19 protein-coding genes and 2 pseudogenes are annotated in these 18,952 nt (G+C 69.1%); 4 read left to right on the top strand and 17 right to left on the bottom strand.

The window, feature by feature from the left end; genetic code table 11:
- Positions 1-55: 55 nt before the first annotated feature.
- The 6 genes and pseudogenes from OIE75_RS00185 to OIE75_RS00160 all read right to left on the bottom strand — a co-directional run.
- A complete protein-coding gene (locus OIE75_RS00185; RefSeq protein WP_329473905.1) occupies positions 56-1,036 on the bottom strand; it encodes an aldo/keto reductase in 981 nt (326 codons plus the stop codon).
- 90 nt (positions 1,037-1,126) lie between these two features.
- Positions 1,127-1,456, bottom strand: coding sequence for a carboxymuconolactone decarboxylase family protein (locus OIE75_RS00180; protein WP_329468898.1), 330 nt, complete (start codon positions 1,454-1,456; stop codon positions 1,127-1,129).
- A 94-nt stretch (positions 1,457-1,550) separates the two neighbouring features.
- Complete coding sequence (locus OIE75_RS00175) at positions 1,551-2,807, bottom strand: MFS transporter (protein ID WP_307017593.1); 1,257 nt, start codon at positions 2,805-2,807, stop codon at positions 1,551-1,553.
- Between the two features lie 77 nt (positions 2,808-2,884).
- Positions 2,885-3,766: an aldo/keto reductase gene (locus OIE75_RS00170; protein WP_307017595.1), complete on the bottom strand. Its 882-nt coding sequence runs from the start codon at positions 3,764-3,766 to the stop codon at positions 2,885-2,887.
- Positions 3,767-3,980: 214 nt separating this feature from the next.
- Positions 3,981-4,868, bottom strand: a complete 888-nt coding sequence (locus OIE75_RS00165) for a helix-turn-helix transcriptional regulator (protein WP_307017597.1) — start codon at positions 4,866-4,868, stop codon at positions 3,981-3,983.
- A 408-nt stretch (positions 4,869-5,276) separates the two neighbouring features.
- Positions 5,277-5,513, bottom strand: a pseudogene (locus tag OIE75_RS00160) (integrase core domain-containing protein); the annotation flags it as partial.
- An 89-nt stretch (positions 5,514-5,602) separates the two neighbouring features.
- On the opposite strand from OIE75_RS00160, the gene OIE75_RS00155 reads away from it, so the two are divergent.
- Positions 5,603-6,310, top strand: a complete 708-nt coding sequence (locus OIE75_RS00155; protein ID WP_307008757.1) for a hypothetical protein — start codon at positions 5,603-5,605, stop codon at positions 6,308-6,310.
- 59 nt (positions 6,311-6,369) lie between these two features.
- Here OIE75_RS00155 and OIE75_RS00150 read toward each other — a convergent pair.
- Together OIE75_RS00150 and OIE75_RS00145 are read right to left on the bottom strand one after the other, a co-directional pair.
- Positions 6,370-6,558: pseudogene (locus OIE75_RS00150) on the bottom strand (helix-turn-helix domain-containing protein); the annotation flags it as partial.
- Positions 6,559-6,634: 76 nt separating this feature from the next.
- Entirely contained in the window at positions 6,635-7,348 is a 714-nt protein-coding gene (locus tag OIE75_RS00145; protein WP_307017601.1) for an SDR family NAD(P)-dependent oxidoreductase, read from the bottom strand.
- A gap of 145 nt (positions 7,349-7,493) precedes the next feature.
- Between OIE75_RS00145 and OIE75_RS00140 the strand changes: the two genes are divergently transcribed.
- A complete protein-coding gene (locus OIE75_RS00140) occupies positions 7,494-8,126 on the top strand; it encodes a TetR/AcrR family transcriptional regulator (RefSeq protein ID WP_329468897.1) in 633 nt (210 codons plus the stop codon).
- 1,145 nt (positions 8,127-9,271) lie between these two features.
- Here OIE75_RS00140 and OIE75_RS00135 read toward each other — a convergent pair.
- Positions 9,272-9,727 carry a MarR family winged helix-turn-helix transcriptional regulator gene (locus tag OIE75_RS00135; RefSeq protein ID WP_329468896.1) on the bottom strand — a complete coding sequence of 152 codons (456 nt, stop codon included), beginning with the start codon at positions 9,725-9,727 and terminating at the stop codon, positions 9,272-9,274.
- A gap of 114 nt (positions 9,728-9,841) precedes the next feature.
- Positions 9,842-10,447, bottom strand: coding sequence for a maleylpyruvate isomerase family mycothiol-dependent enzyme (locus tag OIE75_RS00130; RefSeq protein WP_329468895.1), 606 nt, complete (start codon positions 10,445-10,447; stop codon positions 9,842-9,844).
- A 71-nt stretch (positions 10,448-10,518) separates the two neighbouring features.
- On the opposite strand from OIE75_RS00130, the gene OIE75_RS00125 reads away from it, so the two are divergent.
- Positions 10,519-11,442 (top strand): LysR family transcriptional regulator, encoded by a 924-nt coding sequence (locus tag OIE75_RS00125; RefSeq protein WP_329468894.1) that lies wholly within the window; start codon positions 10,519-10,521, stop codon positions 11,440-11,442.
- Positions 11,443-11,478: 36 nt separating this feature from the next.
- Positions 11,479-11,658, top strand: coding sequence for a hypothetical protein (locus OIE75_RS00120; protein ID WP_329468893.1), 180 nt, complete (start codon positions 11,479-11,481; stop codon positions 11,656-11,658).
- Positions 11,659-11,808: 150 nt separating this feature from the next.
- Here the strand turns inward: OIE75_RS00120 and OIE75_RS00115 are convergent, their stop codons facing one another.
- From OIE75_RS00115 to OIE75_RS00085, 7 genes are all read right to left on the bottom strand, one after another.
- A complete protein-coding gene (locus OIE75_RS00115; protein WP_329468892.1) occupies positions 11,809-12,699 on the bottom strand; it encodes an ABC transporter permease in 891 nt (296 codons plus the stop codon).
- Positions 12,686-13,513 carry an ABC transporter ATP-binding protein gene (locus tag OIE75_RS00110; protein WP_329468890.1) on the bottom strand — a complete coding sequence of 276 codons (828 nt, stop codon included), beginning with the start codon at positions 13,511-13,513 and terminating at the stop codon, positions 12,686-12,688. Before OIE75_RS00110 ends, OIE75_RS00115 begins: the two co-directional genes overlap by 14 nt.
- A 58-nt stretch (positions 13,514-13,571) precedes the next feature.
- Positions 13,572-14,678, bottom strand: coding sequence for an aliphatic sulfonate ABC transporter substrate-binding protein (locus OIE75_RS00105; RefSeq protein ID WP_329468888.1), 1,107 nt, complete (start codon positions 14,676-14,678; stop codon positions 13,572-13,574).
- A gap of 239 nt (positions 14,679-14,917) precedes the next feature.
- The gene (locus tag OIE75_RS00100; protein WP_307015747.1) at positions 14,918-16,273 is read right to left on the bottom strand and encodes a sulfate adenylyltransferase subunit 1; all 1,356 of its coding nucleotides are present in this window, start codon (positions 16,271-16,273) and stop codon (positions 14,918-14,920) included.
- A gap of 2 nt (positions 16,274-16,275) precedes the next feature.
- The gene (cysD, locus tag OIE75_RS00095; RefSeq protein WP_329468886.1) at positions 16,276-17,214 is read right to left on the bottom strand and encodes a sulfate adenylyltransferase subunit CysD; all 939 of its coding nucleotides are present in this window, start codon (positions 17,212-17,214) and stop codon (positions 16,276-16,278) included.
- A complete protein-coding gene (gene cysC / locus OIE75_RS00090; RefSeq protein ID WP_443078251.1) occupies positions 17,211-17,801 on the bottom strand; it encodes an adenylyl-sulfate kinase in 591 nt (196 codons plus the stop codon). The genes cysD and cysC overlap by 4 nt, the downstream gene beginning before the upstream one ends.
- Before the next feature lie 53 nt (positions 17,802-17,854).
- Positions 17,855-18,631, bottom strand: a complete 777-nt coding sequence (locus OIE75_RS00085; RefSeq protein ID WP_329468884.1) for an alpha/beta fold hydrolase — start codon at positions 18,629-18,631, stop codon at positions 17,855-17,857.
- Positions 18,632-18,952 lie beyond the last annotated feature (321 nt).

Below are 18,952 nucleotides of genomic sequence, written 5' to 3'. Positions count from 1 at the left end.
GACGAAGCGCCTTGAACGACGCTTCGTCAGGAACGGGCCGAGGGAGGATGATGACTTACCGGTTGATGGTCTTCTGCTGCGCTGCGGTGTACCGCTCGCCCTTGATCTGCACCTGGGCAACTGCCTCTTCGATGCGCCCGAGGTCCTCGGAGGTCAGCTCCACGTTGTCGGCGCCGATGTTCTCTTCGAGGCGGTGCAGCTTCGTCGTGCCCGGGATCGGTGCGATCCACGGCTTCTGCGCCAGCAGCCACGCGATGGCGGTCTGAGCCCGGGTCGCCTGCTTGGCGTCCGCGATCTCACCCAGCAGCGCGATCAGCGCGAGGTTGGCCTCACGCGCCTCTTCCTCGAAGCGCGGCAGCACGTTACGGATGTCGCTGGCCTCGAACTTCGTGTCCTGACTGATCGCGCCGGTCAGAAAGCCCTTGCCGAGCGGGCTGAACGGCACGAAGCCGATGCCCAGTTCTTCCAGGGTCGGCAGGATGATCTCCTCGGGCTCGCGCCACCACAGCGAGTACTCGCTCTGCAGGGCCGTGACCGGCTGGACCGCGTGGGCCCTGCGGATGACGTCCTCACCCGCTTCGGACAGGCCGAAGTGCTTGACCTTGCCTTCCTGGATGAGATCCCGGACCGTGCCGGCGACCTCTTCGATCGGCACGTCGGGGTCCACCCGGTGCTGGTAGAACAGATCGATGCGGTCGGTCTGCAGACGCTGCAGGGACTGCTCGGCGACCAGCCGGATCCGCTCCGGCCGACTGTCCAGCCCCGCTGCGGGGTTGCCGTCCTTGAACCCGAACTTCGTGGCGATGGAGACCTGGTCGCGCACCGGCGCCAGGGCCTCCCCCACCAGCCTTTCGTTCGCTTCCCCGTACCCCTCCGCGGTGTCGAAGAGCGTCACACCGCGCTCGGCGGCCGCCCGGATCAGCTTGATGGCCTCACCGGTGTCCGCGGCCTGGCCGTAGCCGAAGGTCATTCCCATGCAGCCGAGCCCGATCGACGACACTTCAAGCCCGCTGTTTCCCAGTACACGCTTCTTCATTTCGTTCTCCTTTCGAGTGGCCACGAGCGACGACAACGCCCTGGCCGGTGCAGGTCCTGATGGTCGTGAGGTAGACGGAGCGGCGCGGGGTCAGCTCGCGTCGGCGCCCTCGACGATGTTCTTCAGCTGGGTGATCGCGGACATCGCATTGGGCCAGCCGGCGTAGAACGCGATGTGGGTGATGGCCTCGACCAGCTCGTCCTTCGTCACTCCGTTCTCCAGCGCCTTCGGCAGGTGGAAGGCAAGCTGGTCGGCGCGGTAGAGGGCGACCAGGGTGGCCACGGTGATCAGGCTGCGGTCCCGCTGGGACAGTCCCTCACTCGCCCACACCTCGCCGAACAGGACGTCGTCGGTGAGCCGGACCAGTTCGGGCGCGAAGTCGCCGAGCAGCTTCTGTACGGCGGTCTGTTCTTCAGTCATGGCATTTCATCCTTTCTGCGTGTTTAATTAGCTGAAAAACTTAATCAGCAGATTTGATTGGTTTATTGCAGGAACACCCCGTGGTGTTCCGGAATCAGGCCGCCACGTGGTGAGCCTGAGCCTTGTGCGAGGTCTCCTCGTCCGCCGCAGGCAGGGACATCTGAGGCACGGCGGTCCGGGTGGCGCGCATCGCGGCGAGGACGAGCAGGGGAATCAGGCCCAGTCCGGCCATGACCGCGCCGACCACCTCCGGTCCGGTCACGCCCAGGGAGGTGTCCAAGGTCGTGCCCGCCAGCCAGGAGACGAGGGCGATCCCCACGTTGAAGGCCGACACCGTCAAGGCAGCGGCAAGGGCGGGCGAGGAGTGTCCGAAGCGCACGGCCAGCGGGGTGGCGATCGATGTGATGCCCAGACCCGTCACACCCAGGAGCACCACCAGGACGACGGTCGCCACAGGGCTGGTGGACAGCGGGATCAGCAGGAGCAGCACCAGCACCGAGGCGACGGAGGTGGTGATGAACGTGGCCAGCGGCCTGCGGTCGCCGAGGCGCCCGGTGATGTTCGTGCCCAGCAGAGCACCGACGCCGAAACCGACCAGCACGAGAGGTACGGCTCCTTCGGAAATCCCGGTCCGCTCGGTGAGCAACGGAGAGATGTAGCTGTACGCGGCCATGAATCCACCCGTGACGAGCGCGGTGGCGGCAAGGACCAGCCACATACGGCCATGGCGCAGGACGGCGAGCTGGGAGCGGACCGAGGGTGTCACCTCGGCGCGTTCCTCGGCAGGGATGAACCGGCCGATGACCAGGGCAGCCACGACCGCGAGGGCGGCCAGCGCCCAGAACGTGCCGCGCCAGCCGATCGCCTGGCCGACCCAGGAGCCCAGCGGCACACCGGCCACGATGGCCAGGCTCATTCCGCTCATCATCACGCCCATGGCGCGGGAGGCGGCGGCCGGTCCCGCGGCGGAGGTGGCCACGACCGAGGCGACGGAGATGAAGGTGCCGGTGGCCAGCGCGGTGACCACGCGTGCCGCGAGCGCGACGGTGAAGGAGGAGCTGAGTGCGGCGATCACGTGGCCGACGGCGAATACGGCAAGCGCCATGACCAGGGTGAAACGCCTGGGCAGGCGCAGCGTGGCGATCGAGATCGTGGGCGCGCCCACGATCATGCCGACCGCGAACGCCGTGATCAGCAGGCCGGCCGTGGAGACGCTGACGCCGAGGTCGGCGGACACCTCGGACAGGAGGGCCGCGATGATGTACTCGCTGGTGATCATCAGGAAGGTGCCGAGGGCCAGCAGCGGGACGACGAACGGCAGCCTGGCGGGCTTTTCTCGGTGAGAAGACATGCGGAGGTAGAGCCTTTGCTGAATATGGGGTGAAACAGGGAGCCGCGTCGCGGCAGCGGCCGAGGGCCGGCGCCGGTTCAGCCGAAGGAGTCGGCCTTGATGCTGTCCGGGTCGGGACCGCCGCGCAGGCCGGTGTCGAGGGCGTCGACGGCGGCCGTCTCGTCGGCGGTGAGCGCGAAGTCGAAGATGCCGATGTTCTCCGCGATGCGGTGCGGCGTGACGGACTTCGGGATCGCGGACAGGCCGTGCTCGATGTGCCAGCGCAGCACGATCTGCGCGGGGGTCTTGCCGTACCTGGCCGCGATCTGAGTGATGACCGGGTCCTGCAGCGGGCTCTTGCCCGCCTGCGGGGCCTCGGGCCAGTACAGGTTCACCGCGCCGAGGGGCGACCATGCCTGGGCGACGATGCCGAGGCCGGCATGCGCCTCGCGCAGCTCGCCCTGGATGAAGTACGGGTGCAGCTCGACCTGGTTGACCGCCGGTACGACGTCGGTGCGCACGATCAGGTCGTCCAGACGCTCGGCGCTGAAGTTGGAGACGCCGATCGCCCGCACCCGCCCGTCGGCCAACAGCTTCTGTGCCGCCTTGTACGCGGCGACTGTGGAATCGAACTCGGACGTGTACGGAAAGTGCAGCAGGTACAGGTCCAGGTAGTCCAGGCCCAGCCTGCCCAGGCTGGCGTCGAAGGCACGCAGGGTCGCGTCGTGGCCGAAGTCCGAGAGCCACAGCTTGGTGGTCACGAAGACCTCGCCGCGGTCGACGCCGGAGGCGGCAATGCCCTCGCCGACCTCCTTCTCGTTGCCGTAAACGGCGGCGGTGTCGATCAGCCGGTAGCCGTGCTGGAGCGCGGTCGTGACCGCGGTGGCGGTCTCCTCCGGTGGGCTCTGGAAGACGCCGAGGCCGAGCGCGGGCATCTGCACGCCGTTGTTCAGCGTGATCATCGTGCTCTTGCCAGTCATGGTGGTTCCTTGCATGAGCGGGGACGGACCGATACGAGGTTCGATACCGGTCGGCCCCAAAGCGGGGCACTAACCATGCAACCGGGAACGGACACGATGAGGGAGTCTCCGCTGTGAGGGGTAACAGCAGGGACCCCCAGCGGCATATGCGCAGGCCAAAGCCCCGCCCCTGCTGCCGGCGGCAGCCGGAGCAGGCGGGGCTATGGACGTCGGTTCAGTTCTCGGAGTCCGCCCCGGCGGACTGCACATCCGCGGCCTCGGCCGTGGCGGACCAGCTCGCCAACAGGTTCAGCGCGTCCGCGGCCGCGGAGCCGGGGGCCGCGTTGTACAACGCCACGACCAGCCCCGAGCCGTCCGGCAGGTTCATCGATTCGAAGTCGAGCTCCAGCTCGCCGACGACCGGATGCCGGAAGCGTTTCGTCCCCTCATGGAAGACGTGTACGTCGTGCGCGCCCCACATCACACGGAAGGCGTCACTGCGAGTCGACAGCTCACCGATCAGGTTCGACAGCTCGCGGTCGTACGGGTTCTTGCCCGCCTCGACCCGCAGCGCACCCACTGCGCCCCTGGCGATGCGTTCCCAGTCGACGTAGAACCGCCGGGCCGCGGGACTGAGGAACACGAACCGCACGGTGTTCGCCCCACAGACCGGATCGGCGTACATCTCCGAGAACAGTGCCCGCCCGAGCGGATTGGCCACCAGAATGTCGAATCGGTGATTCTTCACGAACGCCGGCATGCCCGGCATCCCGTCAACGATGCGCTGCACGCTGGGCCGCACAGCCGGCCGGGCAGCCCGGCGCCGCACACGGGCGGGCGTCGCGTTCGCCGCCCGGGCCAGGTCGTACAAGTGCGTGCGCTCCGTGTCGTCAAGCCGCAGGGCCTGGGCGAGCGCGTCCAGGACACTGTCGGAGACTCCGCTGAGATTGCCGCGCTCCAGGCGCGTGTAGTACTCGACGCTGACTCCGGCGAGCGTCGCGACCTCGTTCCTGCGCAGCCCCGGCACCCGGCGTTGTCCGTACACGGGCAGACCGGCCTGCTCGGGCGTGATCTTGTCACGGCGAGACTTCAGAAACGCACTGATTTCGGCGCGGTTGTCCATGCGCCCAGAGTAGGTTCGCCGCACACAAACTGAGAGACCCTGTCATTACCCCTCACAGCAGTAACCCCCAGTGCCAGCCCTTTCCTGTTGGGTGGAGCCGCAGGTCAGAGGAATTTCGCCGCTGGATACCTCCCCGCCCCCAGGCTGGATGCGGATCACGGGACGGGACCGCGCAAGCCGACGGACCTTCCGGACGAGTCGCCACCACAGTGCAGAGGGCTACCATCCGCCCGGCTCCGGACATCAAGCCCTCTGGAAGCCGATCAGCAGCAGCGGCGCCCGATGCAGCCGACCAGCCAACACGCTCCAGGCCGCATCAGCCCCGAGGAAGCCGGCATGACGGTCCTCTGCGGTGAGCGCCGCGTCCCCGGGCTGCGCCGTGAGGAGGCCCCCGCCTTGCACCGTTTACTACATGTATTGACCCGCAGGGTTGTTCACGCGGCTAATGGGTGGCTGACCATCGAGTGCGGTGTGGCACCGGTGGTAGTTGTAAGTGTGGAGGAAGTCTGCCAAGGCTTCGGTGCGCTCGGCGTTGCTGGAGTACGGGCGCACGTACGCCCACTCGTCGAGCAGGGTGCGATTCAGGCGCTCCACCTTGCCGTTTGTCTGGGGGCGATAGGGGCGCGTGCGTTTGTGGACGATGCCGGCAGCGCTAAAAACTCCTAACGGAATGACTCACAAGGCATCGTCGGGCCCTGGGGCAGTGGGTAGCAACCAGGTGCGAGGATGCTGTCGTGTTGGATGCGATCAACGCGGTGGACTGGGATGCCATACCAGGCCATCCCAACTGGTATGAACCGGCTCGTGCCGCCCACGGTTTGCGCGCGCTGGCGGATGCAGCGAACCTGGTGGAGGCGGCTGAGGCCAGCTCACTGCTCGGCGGCGGCGGAATCGTCCATGGCCACAGTGCCGCGGTGTTTCCGGCGGCGGCGGTCGCGACCCCTCTGCTCCTGGACATCGCGCAGCAGGGTCACCCGGCGGCGCGGGACGCCGCGTTGGGGCTGGTCGATGAGGCCCTGTCGTCCTATCCCCACGGCGAGTACTCGCGGGTGACGACGTCCTACGGCACAGCGGTGCCGATCTGCTGCGCCATCGCCCACCAGTTGCAGGCTCGCTCAGCTCTCCTTGCTGGACTGGGCAAGCGGGGCAAGGCACTGCTTGCCGATGCGGCCGAGCACTGGCGTTTCAAGATCCGAGAGTGCGTCGCCGAGAGCAATGACACGGCAGCCTTCGGGGCTCTGGTCGGCTGTTTCCCGAGCGGCGTACACGCAGCGGAACTACACGTCGGCGGCGAGATCGCCGTGCTGGACGAGGTTGCCCTCGAATACCCACCCGAAGACGGCTCTGCTGAAGCGTGCCTGCGGGTGACGGGACGGCGACCAGCCGAACTGCCGCCCGGCGCCGCCCTGTTCCCAGCAGAGTGCGGTGAACGCATGCACTGACCAGCCTCTACAGTTCACAGTCCATGCGGTACAGGGGCCGTCTGCCGGGCTGAGATGAGACGCCGAACCCACTTGTGAGCGGTGGTGCGGGAGATACCCATTTCATCGGCCACGTGGGCGACGGGTCTGCCGGACCGAACCCGGTCGACCAGCAGCCTGCGGCCGTGGATGGTCAGCCGGGCATTGGGGTGAGACACGACGACCTCTGCGGTGGTGGGGAGATGCGTGGAGGTGAGGAACGGCCCCATCCCCTCGCCCCTGAGTGGGGATTACGGGCCTCGCCGCACGCGACGGCGCCGGGGCCGGTCGTCAGCGCGTCCTGGGCTACACGTTCTGGGGCTGGGGGTAGAGCTGCTCGATCCGGTCTCGTTTGGTGTACATGTCCCAGTACTGCTCGGCGAGCTCGTCAGGGTCGACGAGGGGGAACTCTGCAGTCGATCCCGTAGAGGCGATGAGGGCGCTCAACTCGCTGCGGTCGATCGTCGCACCGACGGAGAGGGTGCCGGCGTAGATTCCCGCCTCGGCGACCTCACCGTGGAGAGAGTGCAGGTAGTTACGGGCGGCGGCGCCGACGGGGGCCAGGCCGCTGAGCCGGGGCAGGGGGTGGACGGCCGTGACGCCGGTGGTCAGGAGGAAGGCTCCATCGCCCCGCTCTGTCCACTCCGGCAGAACTGCACGTACCACTTCCACCGGCGTCAGCAAGAACATCGGAATGCCCTCCTCCAGGGCGGCAGCATCCATCTCGGCGGCTGGAATCAGACTCTGCTCGGTGCTGAACGGCCCGTACTCGATCACGTCGACGCGGCCGAAGCGGTCGCGGATTCTCGCCACCAAGGCCGGTACTTCGGCGGGCCTGGATAGATCGGCGGTGAACCCGGCTGCCTCGATGCCGGCCACCGCCAGCTGCTCTACGAGTGCGTCGAGGCGCTGCTTGCGGCGCGCGACCAGGGCGACACGGAAGCCTTCGCGGCCGAAGCGGCGGGCGACGGAGGCGCCGAGACCGGTGCCGGCCCCGAAGACGGCGATCACTTTGGACATGCGGTGGACTCCTTATTCCGGTCATCTTGACCCACGGGTCAACTTACGGGTCGACGGTAACATGCAAGTTGACCCGATGGTCACGTTCTGCTGACCGGCAGCACGCGGCGAGGGATACGCCAGGCCGACCAGGAGGAATCACCGCATGCGGACCGACGCGCAACGGAACGCGGAGAAGCTGCGAGCTGCCGCCGCCGAGCTCTTCCAGGAACGTGGTCTGCAGGTGCCGCTCAAGGAAATCGCCCGACGGGCGGGCGTGAGTCACGGCACCCTCTACAACCTCTTCGGCACGCGTGAGGCCCTCATCGACGAGGTGGTGACCGACCGCGCGGCACACCTCCTGGACCAGGTCGGCCAGCAGGCCCTGTCCTTGGAGGATGCCTGGGAGGGATTCACGTATTACGTCGAGAAGCTCTGCGAACTTCAGGCCACCGATCCAGCCGTCGCCGACGTGGTCAGCGGACGTTACCCGAACGCGAAGCGACTCATGACCGCCTGCGCCCGGAGCATGGGCGCCGCACGGCAGATCGTTGAGCGGGCCCACGAAGCCGGCGCACTCCGTCCCGATTTCACCAACGCGGATCTGGTATTCGCCTTTGCCGCCAATGCCCTGCTGGCCCGAGCCACCGGCGAGGCCGCACCAAGCGGGTGGCGCCGCCAAGCCGCCTTCCTCCTAGACGGCCTGCGCACCGAGTCCTCCCGCCACCCCCTGCCCGCGAGCCAACCGACCCCACAACAAGTCCACGACGCTATGGCAAGCCTCGGCGACAAGGCATAGAACGATCGAGGGTGGCACGCGCGACCCGGCAGCACATCCATTGCCCACAGGTCGCACGTCTGGCGAACGCTGACCGTCACAGCGAGGCCGCCCACGGCCCTACCTCGACCCGAGAAACGCCCTACATCACCGCGGTGCCGCCTGGGGGGTGAACGTGTCTCCAGCGCCTTCACCCGAGCCACAAGCGTTGTGTCACCGTCAACAACGCTCGTGGTCAATACAACTACACCGGGATGAAACGCGGGAAACTGCGCGGCGTCTCCACGAGCGTCCTGCGCTCACTCACCCGCATCCTGCGCATGGACGAAACCGAGACCCAGCACCGCTCAACACGCTGAACTTGACAGGGAAGACCAGGTGCGCGGGCCAAGTGCTCGCGGCCGCCAGAGCGCCGGCGCCGCGACGGTGGGCCAGGCGCTGCTGCAGCCGCTCGGACGCGAGACGGCCGGACTCCCACACCACCAGCTCACCGTCCAGGCCGGTGTCGTCGGGCGGCTGCGCCAGGGCTACATCACGGTGCCGTGGGCTGGTAGCGCAGGAGCACGGTCTGGGAGTCGAAGGTCCGGGATTCGACGAGCTCAAGATTCAGTCGCTCCGGGGACTCCGGGATGTTCTGGCGGACGTGACGCGCTGAGAACTGTCCAGGCGTCCACGACACGGCGCCGGTCTCCAGCGGCCGCGCCACCGTACGCTCCGGGTTGATAAGCGACTCGGGTGTGTGCAGGCCGGGGAGACCGGTGCGCCGCTGTGGAGGCCACAGCCGCATAACGCACGGCATGGACATGGTCAGGACGCAAACTCCGTGCGTCACTCAAGAAGAGCAGGGACTCAGGTGCGCCCGCCGTGATCGGAGGTGTGCCTCTGTCATGCGGTGAGACTGTCCGAGGCTGGTCGTGGCAAGCCCGAGCGGTCTCGACTCGGCTCCTAGTTAGCGGCGGTGCCGCGTTGCGCGGAAGTAGCAGTTGAGGCTGTCGTAGGTCACCAAGTGATAGTGGTGGTCGAAGAGCTGTTGCCAGATCTGCCCCCTGAGCCCCTTGCTGCTCATGCGCTCCCCCTGGACGGGGCAGGAACGTTCGGGATCACGAGAGCGAGGACCTTGGACAAGCGCCGGATCTGTTCGTTTCGGCAGGTGGGGCGGTTGATCATCACCCCGCGGCCACGTCTCCACCCGCGTTGCGCATCATGCGTTGCAGGACCTTCAGGGTGATCAGGTATTCCTCGTCCGGGATACCCGTGTGCACCTGTGTCCGGCTGGCGCGCTGAGTCTCGGCGGCGCGCTGGTGCAGCGCCCTGCCATCGTCGGTGATCTGGAGCCGGCCGGTTCTATCCAGCACGAGCAGCTTCCGCTCCACCAGAAGGTCGATGTCGGGAGCAAGGCCGGCGCCAACGTCCAGGTTGCCCTGCTGGGCACTGATCACCTCCTCCCGCGTGGCACCGCTTTCGCTGTGCAGCACCTGGTGCAGCACCCACCACTGAGGCTGTGTGATTCCGATGGCCGCGAGCCGCCCCCTGACATACGCCGTAAGCGTCTTGTTCGCGGCCCACGTCCAGTACCCGATCGGCTGGTTCACCAGCTCTTCGTCGTCGTGCGAGTACTCCATCGCGCCACCTTCTCTCTGCCGGTTCGCCCACCGCGCTGTCCGAGCGGCTACGCCACGCGGACAGCCGGACGCCACCCCGGCTCACCTTGGTCACCAGTAACTACCGAGTCGGCGTCAGCCGTCTGCGCGCACCGCTGGGAGCCTGCGCCCGTAGGCAAGCAGCAGGAGCTCCTGAGCGGGGCGCGCCACCTGGGCGCCCCTGCCGTACGACCACTCCAGGTCGGTGGCCCGCAGTTCGACGTCGCCGAGGTGCGCCCGGAAGAAGCGGAGCGTGCTCGGCTTGACGGTTTCCAGCACGATGCGCAGGCGTTCCAGGGGGACTTGTCGCCCGAGCCCGAGCGCGACGGTGATGTCCAATCCGTGAATGACATCGTGCCCGAGTGCCGCCGCCGGGCCGCCTACCGGCGGCCTCCAGGGGTGATGGGCATTGTCCCGCAGCGCTGCGGCGAGTTCATGGGGCGTGAGGACAGCGGCGTCGCGGCGCGCGGCGCGGTCGGTCATCCGGTGCAGGTTGCCTCCCGACCGAGCCAGCTCCAGCGTCGTCCTGCCGAACGAGTACCTGAATCCCATGCTCATGTGTGCGGCGACCTCTCGCACCCGCCACCCGCTGCACAAGGTCGGCGCATCCCACTGGTGCTCGGTCAGTCCGTCCAGCACGTCCGCCAGTTCGCGCCGCTCGGCCGCGATCTCGGCACGGACGTCCACGGCTGCACTCTTCATGATCACCAGCGTCTCGGACGCTGTGCCAGAAGTCCAAGAGACGGTAATTCTCGCAACTAGCATCTCCGCTTATGGAGCTCCGCCAGCTGCAGTACTTCCTCACCGTCGTCGAAGAAGCCAACTTCACCCGCGCCGCGGCCCGCCTGCATGTCGCGCAACCGGGGGTGAGTGCCCAGATCCGGCAGATGGAGAGGGAACTTGGGCAACCCCTGCTGGACCGGTCCGGTCGAAGGGTTACCACCACCGAAGCGGGCGAGGCTGTCCTTCCCTATGCGCGGGCAGCACTTGCGGCCATCGAGGGGATGCGGCAGACGGTGGACGAGTTCACCGGCCTGGTCCGAGGGCATGTCACCATCGGCGTCGTCTCAGGCGCGGCCACCGACGGGTACGACCTGGCCGCCTTGCTCGCCGACTTCCACGACGAGCACCCGCAGGTGGAGATTTCCCTCACCGAGGACACTTCAGCACGCATGCTCACCGCCCTGCGTCGCGGTGAACTCGACCTCGCCATCGTCGGCGTCACCGACGACGACCCCCCGCCGGGCATCAGCCTCCAAGTCGTGATCGACACCCCACTGGTCGCCGCCATGACCCCAAAGGATCCACTGCTCCTCCCCGCCGGCCGCACAGAACTCCCACTGACCGAGCTCGCCGACCGCCCACTCATCAGCCTTCCACGCGGCACCGGCATGCGCGGCGCACTCGAACGCGCCTGCCGACAGGCCGGTTTCCAGCCACGCATCGCCTTCGAGGCCGCCGCGCCGAGCCTGCTGACACGCTTCGCCGCCCGCGGCCTCGGAGTTGCCATCCTCCCGGAACTCCCGCCCGAAGCCGCGTCCGCTCTCGGCCTCCGCACGCTCCCCCTGACCTCCCCCCGCCTCCGCGGCCGGATTGCTCTCGCATGGCCGACGGACGGTCCCCACACTCCGGCAGCCAAGGCCCTCCTCATCCGCATGCAAAAGGCCCTCCCGCCGACCCAACCCTCACAGCACTAGGAACGCGGCCAGGCGCCACCCCGAAGTCTCCCGCGGGTGCAGAAACAGGCACTCGGCGTCACGGCCACCGCGTCCGCCACGGCCCGCACCACCTCCCCGCCCCCCCCGCAGCAGACCCCGCGCCCGCAACTCACCGAGCGCGGCCGCCGTAGCTGGCGCCAGACGGTGACGGTGCACACCTCCCACGTCCGCAGGTCCTCCGCCCCGTTGAGGTAGAGCCAGACCGTGCCCTGTCGGCGGGGCAGGCCGCGGGGGCCGCCGTCGCGCAGAACCCGGTTCCACCGCTCGGCCTCCGCGCCGATGCCGGGCGCGTCGAGCGCGGCTGGAGCCGACGGGCCCGGGGAGGGGTCGGGGCCGGCAGCGCCGTCAGTACGTGGCCAGCAGGCCGCGGCTGCGCAGTACCCACCGCTCCAGCGGGCTGAAGATGAGCAGGTCGATGGCGATGCCGACGATGAGGATGAGGAGGATGGCTTCGAAGACCATGGCCATGTCGCTGGCGTTGCGGCCGTTCTCCAGCAGCTGGCCCAGGCCCACCCCCAGGTCGGGGAAGGAGGCGATGATCTCGGCGGCCATCAGTGAGCGCCAGGAGAACGCCCAGCCCTGTTTGAGGCCGGCGACGTAGCCGGGCAGGGCGGCGGGAAGGACGATGTGCCAGGTGCCCTTCAGTCCGGTGGCGCCCAGGGTGCGGCCGGCGCGCAGGAAGAGGGGGGAGACCTGGTCGACGCCGGAGACGAGGCCGTTGGCGATGGAGGGGACGGCGCCGAGGAGGATGACGGCGTACATCATGGAGTTGTTCAGGCCCAGCCAGATGACGGCGGGGGGTACCCAGGCGACCGAGGGCAGGGACTGGAGGCCGGACAGGATGGGGCCGATGGCGGCGCGGACGACTTTGACCCGGGCGACCAGCAGCCCGAGGGGGGTGCCGATCACGAGGGCGAGCAGGAAGCCGGAGAGTCCGCGCGAGACGCTGGTCCAGATGTAGCCGAGCAGTTCGCCCTCAAGCCACGCCTGGTGGACGACGTCCCACACGGCGGAGGGCGCGGGCAGCCGGTTCGGGTCGTCGACGATCTTGAAGGAGACCAGGGCCTGCCAGATGGCGAGCACCAGCAGGACGGCGACGGCGGGCGGCAGGACCTTCTCCACGAAGGTCTGCCTGAAGGGGATCCGGGTCCTGTGCCGGGTCTCCAGGGCGTCGAGGCCCGCCTCCAGACCGGCGAGGTCGACGTCACCCTTGAGGGAGGGATCAGTGCTGGCCATGACGGCGGATCTCCCCACGCAGTTCTTCGGTGATCTCGACGGAGAGTTCCGCCACGGCGGTGTCCTCGATGCGGCGCGGCTGCGGAAGGCCGACCGTCCACTGGCGGGCGATGCGCCCGGGGCGGGAGGACAGCAGCACCACGCGTTCGGCGAGGCGGACGGCCTCGCGCACGTTGTGGGTGACGAACAGGACGGACAGCTGGGTCTCGCGCCAGATGCGGGTCAGTTCGTCGTGCAGTACGTCGCGGGTGATGGCGTCGAGTGCCGCGAACGGCTCGTCCATCAGCAGCAGTTTGCTCTCCTGGGCGAGCGCCCGGGCGAGCGCGACGCGCTGGCGCATGCCGCCGGACAGTTCGTGCACCCGCTTGCCGTGCGCGCCCGACAGCCGGACGAGTTCGAGCAGTTCCTCCGCCTTGTCACGGCGCTCGGTCTTGGGCACGCCGCGCAGTTTGAGGGCGAGTTCGATGTTCTTGCCCGCGGTGAGCCAGGGGAAGAGGGCGTGCTCCTGGAACATGAGGGCGGGGCGTCCGTCGGTGGTGATCTCGCCGGTGCTGGGCCGGTCCAGGCCCGCCACCAGGTTGAGCAGCGTGGACTTGCCGCAGCCGGAGGCCCCCAGGAGGGTGACGAACTCGCCGGGCGCGACATCGAGGGTGATGTCGTCCAGCACGAGCTGCTGCCCGGCGGGGCCCGCGAACGACTTCGAGACATGCTCGATACGGGCGGCGCGCGCGGTGGTGGCCGCGGCCTTCCCGGCGGTGCCGGCTTCACCGGCCCGGGTGTCCTCGGCGACGGGCGGGGTCGTGGTCGTGGCCATGGTCGGTCGAACCTCCTGGTCCCTGGTCCTGGTCCCTGGGCGTGATCGGCGCCGGCTGCTAGGGCCGGCGGCCGAGTCCGGCGTCGTCGACGGTGGGCTTGCCCTTGGCCTTGAGGACCTTGTTGAGCAGTGTGAGGTCGTAGATGCCGCCCAGGTCGGGCTGGTCGAGCAGGCCGGCCTTGACGGCGTGTTCGGCCTGGGCGTCGAGGGTGGCGGCCAGCGGGTCGTCGGTGAGCTGGATCGACTTCCACGCCGGGTCGAGGACGTCGGCGGGCAGGGCCTTGCCGGTGTCCTTCTCCAGCTGCTTGTTGGCGGCGGCCTTGGCCTCGTCGGGGTTGGCCTTGATCCACGCGTTGGTGTCGACCGAGGCCTTCAGCACCGCCTCGACAGCCTTCGGGTGTTCGGTGAGGAACTTCTGCGACACGATGATGTTCGTGATCACGAACTTCTTGTTGGGCCACAGCGTCGACTCGTCCAGCAGTACCTTGCCGCCCTCGGCGACCAGCTTCGACGCGGTCGGCTCGGGCACCCAGGCGCCGTCCAGGGAACCGGACTTGTAGGCGTCGGGTGTGACCTTGTTGTCGCTGCGCACGACGGTCACGTCGCCCTTGCCGGACTGCGCGTCGGTCTTCCAGCCCTGCTCGGCGATCCAGTTCAGGAAGGCGACGTCCTGGGTGTTGCCGAGCTGCGGGGTGGCGATGCGCTTGCCCTTGACGTCCTTCAGCGACTTGATCTTGTCCGGGTTCACCACCAGTTTGACGCCGCCGGAGGCGGAGCCGCCGATGATGCGGAGGTTCTTGCCGCCGGACTTGGTGTAGCCGTTGATCGAGGGGGAGGGGCCGATCCAGCCGATGTCGATGGAACCGGAGTTCAGCGCCTCGATCTCGGAGGGGCCCGCGTTGAAGGTGGCGTACTTGGCCTCGGTGGCGCCCAGGGCTTTCTGGAAGAAGCCCTTCTGGTTGCCGACCAGCGCCGTGGCGTGGGTGACGTTGCCGAAGTAGCCGATCCGGACGGAGTCCAGACCGTCGGTCTTCTCGGCACCGGCGGCGACCTTGGCCCCGTCGTCCTTCTCGGCCTGGGAGCCGTACCCGCAGGCGGCGAGCGCCAGCAGCGGCAGGGCGGCCAGGACCGCGACGGTGCGGCGCAGGGCGGTGGTGGCAGGCACGGGAGGTGTTCCTCTCGTTGGTCCGGCTCTCACGCCTGTCGGGTCGTCCGAGGTGTCAGGTCGTGGCCGGGAGGTCGGCTTGTCTTCGGCTGTGCGGGTGGGGGGTGTGGGCGCGCGGGCAGTGCGCGTACGTCAGCGCGCACATCGCGCCACTCCGCCCTGCCCGCTGCCGAGGGCACCGCTGCCGACGCGGCCGCCCTCCTTTGCGAACGTGGAGTAGAAGTCAGGGGAGTTCATGCTCAGAAGTCCCACCCGTCTTCGTCCGCCTCGTCTTTGACCGGCTCCGGCGTGGCGAAGGACTCACCGGCCATGCCGGCGGTGAGGGTGGTGCCGTCGCTGGGGTCGATGAGGATGAAGGAGCCGGTGCGGCGGGAGTCGGCGTAGGAGTCGGCGGGCAGGGGTTCGGCGGTGCGGATGGTGACCCGGCCGATGTCGTTGGCGGCGAGCTGTCCGGGGTGCGGGTGCAGGGACAGGTCGTCGAGGGTGAGGCGGGCCGGGATGTCCTTGACGATTGCCTTGACGGTGCGGGTGCCGTGTTTGAGCAGGACCCGGTGGCCGACGGTGAGGGGGGCGTCGGCGACGTGGCAGACGGTGGCCTCGACGTCCTGGCTGGTGGCGGGGGCGTCCTTGCGGGGCACGATCAGGTCGCCGCGGGAGACGTCGATGTCGTCCTCGAGCAGCAGCGTCACCGACTGCGGCGTCCAGGCCTCCTGGACCGGCACCCCGAGCAGGTCGATCCCGGACACCTTCGAGGTGCGTCCGGAGGGCAGGACGGTGATCTCGTCGCCGACGCGGAAGGTGCCCGCGGCGATCTGACCGGCGTACCCCCGGTAGTCGGGATGTTCGGCGCTCTGCGGGCGGATCACGTACTGGACGGGCAGCCGGGCGTGGCAGTTTGCGAGGTCGTGGCTGACCGGCACGGTCTCCAGGTGCTCCAGCACGGTGGGTCCGCCGTACCAGTCCATGACCGCGGAGGGCTCGACGACGTTGTCCCCGGCCAGTGCGGAGATGGGGATCGCGGTGACCTCGGGGACGCCCAGCTCGGTGGCGTAGGCGGTGAACTCCTCGGCGATCGCGGCGAACACGGGCTCGCGGTAGTCGACCAGGTCCATCTTGTTCACGGCGAGGACGACGTGCGGCACCCGCAGCAGCGCGGCGATGGCCGCATGCCGGCGGGTCTGTTCCACGACCCCGTTGCGGGCGTCGACCAGGATCACCGTCAGCTCGGCGGTGGAGGCGCCGGTGACCATGTTCCGCGTGTACTGCACGTGTCCGGGGGTGTCGGCGAGGATGAAGCGGCGCCTGGGGGTGGCGAAGTAGCGGTAGGCGACGTCGATGGTGATGCCCTGTTCGCGTTCGGCGCGCAGGCCGTCGGTGAGCAGGGCGAGGTCGGGGGCGTTTTGGCCGCGGCTCGCGGAGGCCCGCTCCACGGCCTCCAGCTGGTCGGTGAGGACCGACTTGGAGTCGTGCAGGAGGCGTCCGACGAGGGTGGACTTGCCGTCGTCGACGGAGCCGGCGGTGGCGAACCGCAGCAGCGTCGTCTCGGACAGCTGCCAGATGGACAGGGCTCCGGTGGGTTCGGTGGTGCGGGTCATGTCTAGAAGTACCCCTCGCGCTTGCGGTCTTCCATCGCGGCCTCGGACATCTTGTCGTCGGCGCGGGTGGCGCCGCGTTCGGTGAGCCGGGTGACGGCGATCTCGGCGATGACCTTCTCGATGCTGTCGGCGTCGGAGTCGACGGCGCCGGTGCAGGACATGTCACCGACGGTGCGGTAGCGCACCAGCCGCTTCTCCACGGCTTCGCCGGCCCTGGGGCCGCCCCACTCACCCGCGGTCAGCCACATCCCGGCGCGGGCGAACACCTCGCGTTCGTGGGCGTAGTAGATGGCGGGCAGTTCGATGTTCTCGCGGGCGATGTACTGCCACACGTCCAGCTCGGTCCAGTTGGACAGGGGGAAGACGCGGACGTGTTCGCCGGGGGCGTGGCGGCCGTTGTAGAGGTTCCACAGTTCGGGGCGCTGGCGGCGCGGGTCCCACTGGGAGAACTCGTCGCGCAGCGAGAACACCCGCTCCTTGGCGCGGGCCTTCTCCTCGTCGCGGCGTCCGCCGCCGAAGACGGCGTCGAACTGTTCGGCCTGGATCTTCTCGGTCAGCGGCAGCGTCTGCAGCGGGTTGCGGGTGCCGTCCGCACGCTCGCGCAGGACGCCGCGGTCGATGTAGTCCTGCACGGAGGCGACGTGCAGCCGCAGCCCGTGCCGTTCGACGGTGCGGTCGCGGTAGTCGAGGACCTCGGGGAAGTTGTGCCCGGTGTCCACGTGCAGCAGCGAGAACGGCACCGCCGCGGGCGCGAACGCCTTCAGCGCGAGGTGCAGCATGAGGATGGAGTCCTTGCCGCCGGAGAACAGGATCACCGGCCGCTCGAACTCACCCGCCACCTCACGGAAGATGTGCACCGCCTCCGACTCGAGAGCATCGAGGTGGGGGAGTGCCTCAACGTCCTCGGGCACCGCCTCGCGCAGTTGCGGCGCTACCGTCATGCCAGGCCCCTCTCGGTCAGAAAGGTGTGCAGTTCGGCGGCGGTGTCGGCCACCGTCCTGCCCTGTGTCCGGATCCGCAGCTCCGGCGTCCCTGGAACCTCGTACGGGTCGTCGACGCCGGTCAGCCCCGTCAGCTCACCCGCCGCCTGCTTGGCGTACAGGCCCTTGACGTCGCGCACCGAGCACACCTCGACGGGGGTGGCCACGTGCACTTCCACATACGGCGTGCCGTTCGCCTCGTGGCGCTCGCGGACCGCGTCGCGGCTCTCCGCGTACGGGGCGATCACCGGGACCAGTGCCGTGACGCCGTTGCGGGCGAGGAGTTCGGCGACGAAGCCGATGCGCTGCACGTTGGTGTGCCGGTCCGCGCGGCCGAAGCCGAGGCCCGCGCAGAGCAGTCCGCGGATCTCGTCGCCGTCGAGGACCTCGACGCGGCGGCCGGTGACGTGCAGCCGTCGGGCGAGGGCACGGGCGAGGGTGGACTTGCCCGCGCTGGGCAGCCCGGTCAGCCACACGGTGGCGCCGCCCGCACCGGCGGCTGCCCCGGCGGGGCCGGTCCTGGTGGCCGGGGTGTGCGCTGTGGTCACGGTGGGGCCCTCCTGGACGGGGGATGGCGTGGGGGAGCGAGCAGAGGCGGTGCTCAGGCCGTGGCGAACTCGGCGAGGGTCCGGCCCAGGACGTCCATGTCGATCCGGTGCCAGGAGCCGGGCAGTTCCAGCGACCGGCCGGCGGGCAGGGCGGCCGCGGTGGCCCGTGCCGCCGCACGCAGCCACTCGCTGGTGCCGGAGCTGTTGAGGACGAGGGTCTGCGTGGTGTACCCGGCGAGCCGTCCGGCCGGGACGGTGCAGTCGCCGCAGATCGCCACGTCGTAGGCGAGGGTGTGGGCGTTCGCCTCGTTGACCGCCCAGATCGGTCCCTTGCGCCACTGGGCGACGGTGTCCGGGGTCAGCCCCAGGAAGCTGCCCAGGTAGTACTCGACCGCCTCCTGGCGCCGGTCCTCCTCCATGAGGACACGCAGCGTCTTGGCGACGTTCCACGGCGGCTTCGGGAAGCCGTCGACCCGGTAGAAGGGCTCGTGCAGCGCGAGCCTGGAGATCGCCGTCCCGGCGAGCGCCGCCTCGACGGCCAGGTTCGCGCCCGAGGAACCGGCGAACACCACCGCCGAGCCGCCCGCCTCCTGGATCACGGCCTGGAGGTCCTCGATCTCGCGGGCCACGTCGTAGTGGGGGCTGTCGCCGCTCTTGCCGCGGCCGCGGCGGTCGTAGACGTAGGTGGTGCAGTGCGGCGCCAGTTCGGGAACGAGCGCGTCGAAGATGGTGTGGTCGCGGAAGGAGCCGTTGAGGAGCACGATCGGTGGTCCGTCGCCGGCCTTCTCGTAGGCGATCGTCGTGCCGTCCCGGGAAACGACCTTGCGCATCACGTACTCCTCACGCCGAAACGGAGGTGCTCTCACCTCCCCGTCTGGCGGCATCCTCGGCCGCCGCGCTGGACCACGGGTCGAGGACCGGTCGCAGAGCCCCTGCGCCGCGCTCGTCCCCCACCGGCCGCGCTCCCCTACGCCGCCGCCCGGCCCCTCCCGCCCCCGCCCGCACCAGCGGCCCGCGAGCCGCGCCACAGCCGCAGTCCACCCGACCGCCCTGTCATGACAGTGGCGAAGCAAGGCGCGGCGGCAGCCGTCAGCGGCGCGTCAGTCCCTGGGGCGGCACCGGCGGCGACAGCGGGCCGGGCCCGTCGTCCC

This window comes from Streptomyces sp. NBC_01723 (assembly GCF_036246005.1).
Taxonomy (GTDB): Bacteria; Actinomycetota; Actinomycetes; order Streptomycetales; family Streptomycetaceae; genus Streptomyces.
Note: the sequence above shows the minus strand (reverse complement) of the source record. Positions and strands in the feature narration are given on the sequence as shown.

Bases quoted from the DNA above. Each gene is read 5' to 3' on its own strand.
- OIE75_RS00185 (WP_329473905.1), bottom strand. From the start codon at position 1,036: ATGAAGAAGCGTGTACTGGGAAACAGCGGGCTTGAAGTGTCGTCGATC.
- OIE75_RS00180 (WP_329468898.1), bottom strand. From the start codon at position 1,456: ATGACTGAAGAACAGACCGCCGTACAGAAGCTGCTCGGCGACTTCGCG.
- OIE75_RS00175 (WP_307017593.1), bottom strand. From the start codon at position 2,807: ATGTCTTCTCACCGAGAAAAGCCCGCCAGGCTGCCGTTCGTCGTCCCG.
- OIE75_RS00170 (WP_307017595.1), bottom strand. From the start codon at position 3,766: ATGACTGGCAAGAGCACGATGATCACGCTGAACAACGGCGTGCAGATG.
- OIE75_RS00165 (WP_307017597.1), bottom strand. From the start codon at position 4,868: ATGGACAACCGCGCCGAAATCAGTGCGTTTCTGAAGTCTCGCCGTGAC.
- OIE75_RS00145 (WP_307017601.1), bottom strand. From the start codon at position 7,348: ATGTCCAAAGTGATCGCCGTCTTCGGGGCCGGCACCGGTCTCGGCGCC.
- OIE75_RS00140 (WP_329468897.1), top strand. From the start codon at position 7,494: ATGCGGACCGACGCGCAACGGAACGCGGAGAAGCTGCGAGCTGCCGCC.
- OIE75_RS00135 (WP_329468896.1), bottom strand. From the start codon at position 9,727: ATGGAGTACTCGCACGACGACGAAGAGCTGGTGAACCAGCCGATCGGG.
- OIE75_RS00130 (WP_329468895.1), bottom strand. From the start codon at position 10,447: ATGAAGAGTGCAGCCGTGGACGTCCGTGCCGAGATCGCGGCCGAGCGG.
- OIE75_RS00125 (WP_329468894.1), top strand. From the start codon at position 10,519: ATGGAGCTCCGCCAGCTGCAGTACTTCCTCACCGTCGTCGAAGAAGCC.
- OIE75_RS00115 (WP_329468892.1), bottom strand. From the start codon at position 12,699: ATGGCCAGCACTGATCCCTCCCTCAAGGGTGACGTCGACCTCGCCGGT.
- OIE75_RS00110 (WP_329468890.1), bottom strand. From the start codon at position 13,513: ATGGCCACGACCACGACCCCGCCCGTCGCCGAGGACACCCGGGCCGGT.
- OIE75_RS00100 (WP_307015747.1), bottom strand. From the start codon at position 16,273: ATGACCCGCACCACCGAACCCACCGGAGCCCTGTCCATCTGGCAGCTG.
- cysD (WP_329468886.1), bottom strand. From the start codon at position 17,214: ATGACGGTAGCGCCGCAACTGCGCGAGGCGGTGCCCGAGGACGTTGAG.
- OIE75_RS00085 (WP_329468884.1), bottom strand. From the start codon at position 18,631: ATGCGCAAGGTCGTTTCCCGGGACGGCACGACGATCGCCTACGAGAAG.